Origin of the sequence: Acinetobacter sp. TUM15064, assembly GCF_008980265.1 — a bacterium.
Classification (GTDB): Bacteria; Pseudomonadota; Gammaproteobacteria; order Pseudomonadales; family Moraxellaceae; genus Acinetobacter.
Map to the genome: position 1 here is coordinate 1 of NZ_BKFU01000106.1, position 5,605 is coordinate 5,605.

The 5,605-nt window shown below is 38.0% G+C and carries 6 protein-coding genes; 5 read left to right on the forward strand and 1 reads right to left on the reverse strand.

The window, feature by feature from the left end; all coding sequences use genetic code 11:
- A partial coding sequence (locus GBI16_RS17390) for an Arc family DNA-binding protein (RefSeq protein WP_228267863.1) occupies positions 1 to 214 on the reverse strand: 214 nt, incomplete at its 3' end.
- A 151-nt stretch (positions 215 to 365) separates the two neighbouring features.
- Here GBI16_RS17390 and GBI16_RS17395 point away from each other — a divergent pair.
- From GBI16_RS17395 to GBI16_RS17415, 5 genes are all read left to right on the forward strand, one after another.
- Positions 366 to 1,169, forward strand: coding sequence for a Bro-N domain-containing protein (locus tag GBI16_RS17395; RefSeq protein WP_151707550.1), 804 nt, complete (start codon positions 366 to 368; stop codon positions 1,167 to 1,169).
- Between the two features lie 681 nt (positions 1,170 to 1,850).
- Positions 1,851 to 2,282: a glyoxalase gene (locus tag GBI16_RS17400; RefSeq protein WP_151707551.1), complete on the forward strand. Its 432-nt coding sequence runs from the start codon at positions 1,851 to 1,853 to the stop codon at positions 2,280 to 2,282.
- A gap of 399 nt (positions 2,283 to 2,681) precedes the next feature.
- Positions 2,682 to 3,674: a DUF1852 domain-containing protein gene (locus tag GBI16_RS17405; protein ID WP_110975343.1), complete on the forward strand. Its 993-nt coding sequence runs from the start codon at positions 2,682 to 2,684 to the stop codon at positions 3,672 to 3,674.
- A 30-nt stretch (positions 3,675 to 3,704) separates the two neighbouring features.
- Positions 3,705 to 4,733 carry a methionine synthase gene (locus tag GBI16_RS17410; protein ID WP_151707552.1) on the forward strand — a complete coding sequence of 343 codons (1,029 nt, stop codon included), beginning with the start codon at positions 3,705 to 3,707 and terminating at the stop codon, positions 4,731 to 4,733.
- Positions 4,734 to 4,911: 178 nt separating this feature from the next.
- Positions 4,912 to 5,403 (forward strand): flavin reductase, encoded by a 492-nt coding sequence (locus tag GBI16_RS17415; RefSeq protein WP_086209411.1) that lies wholly within the window; start codon positions 4,912 to 4,914, stop codon positions 5,401 to 5,403.
- Positions 5,404 to 5,605: the final 202 nt, after the last annotated feature.

The window sequence follows — 5,605 nt, forward strand, 5'->3', positions numbered from 1 at the left end:
CGTAAATAACACGTTTTTTTCCATTCTTTAAATGAATAACTTTTACATCAGCGCGAGCAGGTGCAGAATTATCCTTTGGTAAAAAACTTTCTTCCAGCCGCGCAACAATATCCGCATTCATTGAGCGATTTAGGTCTTTAGCCGATTCAGCAATTTTATCTTTTAGTTCTTGAGGTAAGCGTAAATTGTATGCAACACCTAAATGTTTACCCATGACTTCATCCTGGAAAATTCTGTTGACATGGTATCAAGTGGACATATATATTTGCAATATGTCCAGTGGACATTATTTTAAATAAAAAAATACCCCGAACATTCTTGGCGGAAGACGGGGTATTTACCAATACCAGATGAAGGATATTGATATGACTAGTTTATCACTTTGTTTTAGGGATACAACTCTCGATGTAATTATGCATGACCAAAAGCCATGGATTAGCTCGCGTCAACTTGGTCAAATGTTAGGTTATGCGCGAGAAGATGCAGTTAATAAAGTATTTGAAAGAAAGGCAGATGAGTTTTCTAGCGGAATGACCTGTAACGTCAAAATGACGTTACAGGGTCAAACACGTGAAGTTAGAGTTTTTTCTTTACGTGGTTGTCATTTGATCGCTATGTTTGCAAAAACACCAATCGCTAAAGAATTCCGCAAATGGGTACTCGACGTACTGGAAAATGAAATACAGCATCAGAAAATTGACACTCGAGTAAAAATCAACGCAGAGCAACAAGCCATACTCAAAGAAATCGTCGACCGACGTTGTGAGGGCATCACAAAGAAACGTACCGAACTCTGGGCCAGACATAACAAGCACTTTCGCATCCCACGTTATAGCGAACTCTTGGCCATGCATTTTCAAGACGCTGTGGACTACCTAGAAACCATGCAAATAAAAGCAAAAGGGGATATTCATATAGATGAAAACCAATCTATCGAAATACTCTGTGGCCAAGCCAAACTTTTCCAAGCATGGTGGAATACCCATAGCCCGACACTGGCAAAACTAAATCCATTACTGGTGTCTATGCTGCATGACAATATGTTCTATATGACCTATGCCATATCGGATCTATGCAAAAAGTACAATGTAGAACTGCCAGCGTATGACTACCAACATATGTTCGAGCTGAAGACCTTTCCGCATCAAAGGTACAATTTATTGAAGTGAAAATGACCGCCTGAAAGGGCGGTTTTTTATATCTTGTGCTCGAAGACGATAAGCCAACTTTTAAGACAAAATTTCTATGAGAAATTTGAAGCAAAAGACGAAAAAAGCTGTAGAGAAATGATGCTCTAAATTATTGATTTTATTGGGTCTAGTTTAGTAAGAAAGTGACTAAAATACGCTCAAAAATAAGCAATGAAATTGTTATATTATAAAGGCTTATTTCGGGTTTTGACTTCATCTTGACATCGTAGAGGTCTCCAGTTCGAGTCTGGATATACCTACCAAAATTCGTTGATATATCAACACATTAAAGCCACTTAAAAAGTGGGCTTTTTGTTTTCGGGGAATGGCGTAATTCCCCAATGTGGAAAACTCGCCCATTTAAAGTTAAAACCAATTATTAACGAGAGCTAATCTACTCAGGTTTAGGCACTTCGTGACCTTCTAAATACTATACGTCATCTTCACATTTGCATGGCCAGCGAGTGCTTCTACACAGTTCTTTCCTTACTCGTGTATGAGGATATAAATATTTAGATGGCTTAATACGATCCCAGCAAATGGTAGAGCCTAACAACATAGGGGGGATTTAACCGAACTCACATTTTTAATTTTATGCTTGAAAAGTAAACAATTCTAAGTATAAAAGAATAGATCACTTAAAAAAAATGAGATATTGAAATGCATCCTGTACATATACTTTTTGTTGCTGGATTTGGACCAATTACCAAAGAAGATCACGCAAGTAAATCTTTCTACCTCGACATTCTTAATATTCCAGTTAAAGCGATGGAGGGAAATGAATCTTATATGAGTACGAATGATGGTGAGTTGGGTGGTGTAAAACATTTTGCACTTTGGCCTTTGACTCAAGCTGCAAATTCATGCTTTGGGCTAAAGGAGTGGCCAGAAGAATTCAATATTCCTCAAAGTTGGATTGAATTTGAGGTAGAAGATATTGTTGCAGCTTCAGCTTATATGGTTTCTAAAGGTTACCAATTACTTGTCAATAATCGTATAGAACCTTGGGGACAATCTGTCACTCGCTTTTTAAGTCCTGAGGGGGTTTTGACAGGCTTCACGGTAACTCCATGGTTACGCTCATCTAAGTAGTTGGATTATGATTATATTCTTTTATTTATCAGTTTCTTGAAAGATAAATTCTTGCATACCGTGTGCATTCAGATGACTTTTATCGCAAAAAATAACGAAGTTCATCAGTACAAATGGCACCAGAAGTAGTGGTGGAATTTTTCCTTGATGTAATAAAATTTATTAAAATGAATTTTTCTCACTTATGGGTGAGATTAAATCATTTTTATTCATGTGAAGTTTCGGGTATAAATTACACCAAGCTCTTAATGATAGACATTCTTCATCGTTAATTACTAGCCAGACTATAGATAAAACTGGATAGTGGTTAACGAGAAGTGTACCAAAAGAAAATTGGACTGTTTGAAAAGAGCATGAAAGAAATTCAGGTTTTATTGCAAAAATAGGGTAAAGGTCGCCATGAGTACAGAGTTTGCATGTTCAATTAAACGCATTCGTTTTGATGAAAACTATCAACCAGCAGATAGTACACGTCTAACAACTAACTTTGCTAACTTAGCACGTGGTGAAAGCCGTGAGCAAAACCTACGCAATACACTTCGTATGATTAATAATCGTTTCAATGCTTTAGCACAAACAGATAACCCAAATGGTGATCGTTATTCACTTGAAATTGATATCATTTCTGCCGATTTAGATATTGAAGGTAATGGTAAAGCTTTCCCGATTATTGAAATGTTGAAAAGCACAATTACGGATCATCACACCAATCAACGTATTGAGGGCATGATTGGTAATAGTTTCTCATCTTATGTACGTGACTATGATTTCAGTGTAGTGCTTAAAGAACATAATAAAGAAAACTCAACTTCGTACGCACCTGAAAATTTTGGTGATTTACATGGCAAGCTTTATCAGTACCTCGTCAACTCAGATACTTTTAAAGCAGCGTTCAATCAACAGCCTGTGATTTGCTTGAGTGTTTCAACAGCAAGAACTTATCAGCGTACAACCAATGAGCATCCTATTTTGGGTGTTGAATATAAGCAAGACCAATACTCTCGTACCGATGAGTATTTCCATAAAATGGGCTTACAGGTTCGCTTCTTTATGCCGAAAGGTAGCGTTGCACCTTTAGCATTCTATTTTGCGGGTGATTTATTACGTGATTACACCGATTTTGAGCTGATCAGTGCGATTAGTACGATGGAAACGTTCCAAAAGATTTATCGTCCTGAAATTTACAATGCAAATTCATCAGCAGCACAGGTCTATCAAGCAAGTTTAGAATACCCAGATTATTCCTTAACACGAATTGTCTATGATCGTGTTGAACGTGGTCAGTTAGCGGTAAAACAAGGTAAATGGACGGAAGAAAACTTTATCAAGCCTTATCAAAACATCCTTGAGCAATGGGCTGCGAATTACACTGTAGACAGTAGCGCTGCTTAATTTACCTGAAATAGAGATAGAAGATTTAGAATGGCAATTTTATTACCAACATCAACCGCTGGCAGCTTACCGAAACCTTCTTGGCTTGCTGAGCCTGAGAAACTGTGGTCCGCATGGAAACTTGAAGGTGAAGAACTGCTTCAAGCCAAGCGCGATGCTTTAAGCTTATCGTTACATGAACAGTTGCAAGCAGGTATTGATATTGTTTCTGATGGTGAGCAAACGCGTCAGCACTTTGTGACCACTTTTATTGAACATCTTGAAGGTGTCGATTTCGAAAAACGTGAAACAATGCGAATTCGTAATCGTTACGATGCCAGTGTGCCATCTGTTGTGGGTGAAGTATCTCGTAAGCAACCTGTATTTGTTAATGATGCCAAGTTTTTACGTAGCCAAACCACACAACCAATCAAGTGGGCGTTGCCTGGCCCAATGACCATGATTGATACATTATTTGATGGTCATTATAAGAGCCGTGAAAAATTGGCTTGGGAATTTGCCAAGATTCTGAATCAAGAAGCACTAGAGTTAGAAGCAGCAGGCGTTGACATTATCCAGTTTGATGAACCCGCATTTAATGTATTCTTTGATGAAGTGAATGACTGGGGTATTGCAACTTTAGAACGTGCGCTTGAAGGTTTGAAATGTGAAACTGCGGTACACATTTGCTACGGTTATGGTATTAAAGCCAATACTGATTGGAAGCAAACTTTAGGCAATGAATGGCGTCAATACGAAGAATCATTCCCTAAACTTCAAAAATCTAAGCTTGATATTATCTCACTTGAATGCCAAAACTCGCGTGTGCCGATGGACTTGATTGAACTGATTCGTGGTAAAAAAGTCATGGTTGGTGCGATTGATGTGGCAACCAATACGATTGAAACACCAGAAGAAGTTGCGGATACGCTACGCAAAGCACTTCAATTTGTCGATGCAGATAAACTTTATCCTTCGACTAACTGTGGTATGGCACCTTTGGCTCGTGAAGTGGCGAGAGGCAAGCTGAATGCGTTAAGCGCAGGTGCGGAAATCATCCGTAAAGAGTTATCGGCTTAGTATTAGTGGCCGAGTGATAAAAAGGGCTACTTTGATTTGTCGGATAGGCTTTTGCCTTGTTGATCAAACGGGTAGTCCTCATTTTCATTATGTCGCAGTTTTAGATATAGCTGATCTGATTGAAGTACGGTATCGCCAAATCTAAACAAAATGTACGGTTCAGTGTAGGAGTAAAATGATGATCGAAGCAACAGACTTTAGAAATGCCATGTCTTTATTGACCAGTGCAGTGAGTGTCGTGACCACGGCAGGTATGTCTGATCGTCATGGATTTACCGCATCAGCTGTGTGTAGTGTCACTGATACACCACCAACATTATTGGTTTGTATGAACAAAGCTTCTCGTTCACATGTACATTTTGTAGATAATAAAATTTTAACCGTGAATGTATTAGGCGCACAGCATCAGCATATTTCTAACGTCTTTGCATCCAAAATGACTTCTGAAGAGCGTTTTAAACATGGTATTTGGACAGAGCTAGAAACAGGGGCACCTGTTTTAAAGGATGCGTTGGTTAATTTTGACTGTGAGATTGATGACATTCAAGAAGTTGGGACGCATACGGTGTTTATGTGTCGTATTGTCGCTATTCAGCAAAGCCAACAGGATCAAAGCTTGGTTTATTTTAATCGTGCTTATCATCAGGTGGGACAGACAGAAAATGTTTAAACTTGGTTTTATTGTACATGTAATAAAACGATTTATTCATAAATGAAACTTCTTTTATGTTTTCTACATGAGCCTTTTCTTGTTGTTTTGGTATTTCTTAATAATAGACGGCGGGTTGAGTAATTATCATGATTGAAGTACTCATTAGCTTATTTATATAGATAATGTGTTTTTTATTTGATTGTCTAATATGTATATTTTA